We start from the raw sequence: 4313 nt of genomic DNA on the forward strand, positions 1-4313 counted from the left end.
TCATCAGCTTTGACACCCATCCAGGTGACCTGGGCTTTCGGCTGGATAAAATACGTGGCGTTTTTCGCGGTGTTTTCACCCACTTTAAAGGTATAGCCACTTTCAACAGAAGCCGTTACACCCTTGGACTTGTACTCTTCAGCCGCCAAACCCTGACCATTAACGGTGTTATCGAACCAACTGTATTGCGCCCAGCTGTCCACATACAGGCCGGTTTTATCGGCGCTATTGGCATACCAGGTGCCATAGACGCCGGAGCTGTAGCCATCTACCGAGGCGCGGGCGCTGTAACCGGATAAACGTGATTCGCTGGTGCTTTTGCTATTGCCATAGCCCGCCATCAGCCCCAGATGGAAGCGGTCTGCACCCGTGTGGCTCCACTGGGCAATATCGCCACCCAGTTGCATCACATAGCGGTTACTTTGCGTGCGCAACTGGTCTTGAGAATCGCGTGAACGGTTATGACCACCTTCATTACGCAGCCACAAACTGGTGACTTTCTGCTCGCCGGTCAGCGCATCAATGTAGTGAGTTTCACCCAGACGATCATGCAGGCGAGTGACAAACAGGTTGTTGGCCGCCGCCAGGTTGGCGCTATAGCCACTGGCTTCAGGCCGCTCAACCAGTGGGGGAGATGGCTCGCCCGGAACTTCCGGGGTCTCTGTCGGGATCGCGTTGCTCAGATACCAGTTGGCGGCATTGCTGCCCGCCCCGCCGCTGTAAATAGTAGTCATAGGCCCCGGCAGCGATACGTCCCTGCTGAGTAAACTACACCCTCAGACACGCCGCCCACCGTGATCAGCTCAATGCCGTTCAGAGTCTGTGCGCCACTGCCGCCCAGATTATTGACCTGCACATAGGTGTTACCAGCGGTATTACCGGCGATAATCAGTTTATCGGTAACGGAATTGTCATCTTCCAGCACCGAATTCATATTGAGCAGGCCATTGTTGCCGGTATAATCGCCGGTAATGGTCAGGGTATTGCCMCCSAKYCCGCCAAAGTTCACAGCCCCGCCATTATTGAGGGACTGAAGTGTCTGGTGRTAGCCGTCCAAATCCAGCGTGCCGCCGGCCTGGGTGATATAATCAGAGCTGGCGCTGAACACATTGTCTGCTCCGGCTTTGAGTGTACCGCCATTGACCGTGGTGGCACCGGAATAGGARCTGGCGGTGGAAAGGGTCAGGGTGTGCGGGCCATTTTGTGTCAGACCGCCGGTGCCGGTGAGGTCGAAATTCAGGGTGTAATCGTCGCTACGCTGGAAAATCACCTCGCCCTCATTGTGCACAAGGCCATCATTACCAACAATGGTTCCCCGGTCGTTGACGATGGTCTGGCCCGTCAGTCGTCCTTCTGCGTACATGCCTAAATTGCCATTGTTGTATATTGTGGTATTGTTGGCGATGCCACTGTGGACAGTCTGATTCCCACCATTAATGGTGGTATCATTGGCTATGCCGTCATAGTAAACAGACTGCTCCCCACTATTAATGATGGTATCGTTGGCTATACCACTGATAAGAGTCTGATTCCCACCATTAACGGTGGTGGTGTTGGCTATGGCACCACTGTAAACAGTCTGCAGCCCATTATTAAGGGTGGTATTGTTGGCGGTTCCACCACCGGAAACATTCTGCCGTCCATTGCGATTAATGATGGCATTGTTGGCTGTCCCACCATCTCTAACAAACTGCTGCCCATTACCATATACCGTGGTGTTGTTGGCTATCGCCCCATCGTAAACAACCTGCTGTCCCCCGCTATCATTAAGGGTGGTATTGTTGGCTACGCCGCCACTATAAACATGCTGAACTCCATAAGTATTAACAGTGGTACCGTTGGCTATGCCGCCATTGTTAACCTCCTGCCATCCACTGCCATTAATGGTGGTATCGTTAGTTGTTCCCCCATTGTTAACATGCTGCTGCCCATTGAGATTAATAGTAGTATTATTGGCGGTTCCGCCACTGTTAACATTTTGCTGCCCACGGCCAGTATTAGACGCGGTACCACTAATGGTAGTATCGTTGGCAATCCCCCCTTCCCCTATGTTTTGAGTCTCGAGGGCCTCCAACGTTTCCCCTGTCACTTCTTCCCCAATAACCTCGGGGGTAAAGGCGACTGAAGCGGAGGGACTGCCTAATATACCGAAAATAAGAAGCGCTAAAACTGACAGATTGCCACGAGGACACTGGCGTATTAATTGTGCTCCACAACCAACCGTTGCAGAGCGATTAATGGGATTGGGATTTTTATTCATATCTAAAAGACCTAATGATTTATTGATTGAAACTTCACTGGTGAAATAGGATGTGCAGAAAATAACTTCATAATATCCATCGGAAAATTAATTTTGGTATAGTTTTGTTATGAGCTTTCAATAAAAACAAACCTAAAATTAACATATTTAATTAATCTAACCGAAAATAATAAATGTATTTGTTACCTTTATTTACACATATAAACCATGATGTTTACGCACATTAAATTAACCATTTTAGAATTAAAATAGGATAAGTTAATTTATTTGTAGGAAATATCCCAACTAAAAAGGATTCTTCATAAATACACTATTCATCATTGTGTTATGACGTGTATTAACATGGAAACTAACATTTGCTATTCCCATTAAATGGTCAATAAGTTGCATCTACCAGTCAAGCCTGTAGACCCTCATCAATAGATAGTGAACATCAACAAACTCTCATTCAGAAGCCAAAAACTCGAGGTAATCCGCTCGTGTTTTTATCTGTGTGAAACGACCGCACATCGTGTTTGCCCCATAGTGATATGGGATAAGTATAACCACTTAAAAACATAGCCCCTTCCTACCAAAGACCAAACGACCAAAACTAAGGGCGTGGCATTGCTGCGCCCTTTTCTACTGAGGAAAGACCAATGACCAAACTACTGACACTAGAAGAGTGGGCGCAAGAAACCTACAACAGCAAACAGCCGACACCCCAGACGCTCCAGCGCTGGGCAAGAGGCGGCAATATTTACCCTGCCCCTGAAAAGCATGGGCGTGAATATCGAGTGAGGCCGGGAGCTATTTATATTCAACCCAAAAGCTACCGACTGGCTAAAGAAATAGTAAAAACATCACCCAATGTTAACTCACCATTAATAGAGAGAATTAATCATGGCATCAAGGCCGCAAAGATATGATGCCAATTTACCTCGGAACCTTACCTATCGCCGCTCGCGCAAATCATTTTACTGGCGCAACCCTATTACTGGGGAGGAAATAACACTCGGGCAAATTGCCCGTAGGGATGCTATATCTCAGGCTATTCAGGCCAATAATTATATTGAATCCAATTTTCAGCCAGTTGCCCTGCTTGAACGATTACAAGCCCCTGCCCCAACTCCTGCGGCTAAAGCAGAGGTTAATACCGTGGAGAGTTGGCTAAAACGCTATTCAGAGCTATTAAAGCGTAGAGAGCTGGCTGAGAACACCATGAAAATGAGAGTCCTGCAAATCGGATATATTAACCAAGAATTTGGAGATAAGCCGATCGAGGCTATTACCACAAAGCATATTGCGGATTTTATTAATGCCTATGTCGATGAGGGTAAGAGTTCAATGGCGGTTAATTTACGGTCTGTCTTATCCGATATGTTTAGAGAGGCCATCGCTGATGGATTAATTAGCAGTAACCCTGTGGAGGCTACGCGTACCCCATCACCGAAAGTTAAGCGGGAACGGCTCGACTATGATGCTTTTCGTAAGATTCAGGTGGCCGCGTTGCAGCAACCCAAGTGGGTATCACTCAGCATGGCTCTGGCATTAATGACAGGGCAGCGCCGGGATGATATCCGACAATTAAAAAGAGGTGATGTGCATGATGGAAAACTGTGGGTAATACAGGGTAAGACCGGCAATCAAATTGCTATCTCACTATCACTACGACTGGAAATAATGAATACCACAGTTGGTGAGGTTATTGAGCAGTGTCTGAATAATAGTAAGAGTGAATATCTTATTAGTTCTGCCAGTAAAAAGTCTGGTCGCGAACCGGGCGCATTAAATGCCGACTCACTCACTAAAGCATTTGTTAAAGCATTGAAGGCTACCGATCTAGTTTATGAAATATCCCCTCCCAGCTTTCATGAAATTCGCAGCCTGGCCTCACGACTCTATGAGGCAGAATACAGTAAAGAATTTGCTCAGAAATTACTCGGCCACAAGTCGATGAAAATGACGAATGTATACCTTGATTCACGTAAAAATGAGTGGGTAGAAATTTAGGCCGGATATAGGATTTCGGGGGATTTCGGGATCTTAAAAATAAAACCATATAAATCAACAC

2 protein-coding genes and 2 pseudogenes are annotated in these 4313 nt (G+C 47.0%); 2 read left to right on the plus strand and 2 right to left on the minus strand.

Annotation, left to right across the window (positions count from 1 at the left end; genetic code table 11):
* Both DJ58_RS24090 and DJ58_RS24095 read right to left on the minus strand, forming a co-directional pair.
* Positions 1-1519: pseudogene (locus DJ58_RS24090) on the minus strand (autotransporter outer membrane beta-barrel domain-containing protein); the annotation flags it as partial.
* A gap of 3 nt (positions 1520-1522) precedes the next feature.
* A pseudogene (locus tag DJ58_RS24095) lies at positions 1523-2260 on the minus strand (AIDA repeat-containing protein); the annotation flags it as partial.
* A gap of 638 nt (positions 2261-2898) precedes the next feature.
* On the opposite strand from DJ58_RS24095, the gene DJ58_RS17935 reads away from it, so the two are divergent.
* Positions 2899-3168 (plus strand): excisionase, encoded by a 270-nt coding sequence (locus DJ58_RS17935; RefSeq protein ID WP_032912304.1) that lies wholly within the window; start codon positions 2899-2901, stop codon positions 3166-3168.
* Complete coding sequence (locus DJ58_RS17930) at positions 3143-4252, plus strand: site-specific integrase (protein ID WP_032913194.1); 1110 nt, start codon at positions 3143-3145, stop codon at positions 4250-4252. Before DJ58_RS17935 ends, DJ58_RS17930 begins: the two co-directional genes overlap by 26 nt.
* Positions 4253-4313 lie beyond the last annotated feature (61 nt).

Origin of the sequence: Yersinia frederiksenii ATCC 33641, from assembly GCF_000754805.1 — a bacterium.
GTDB classification, from domain to species: Bacteria; Pseudomonadota; Gammaproteobacteria; order Enterobacterales; family Enterobacteriaceae; genus Yersinia; species Yersinia frederiksenii.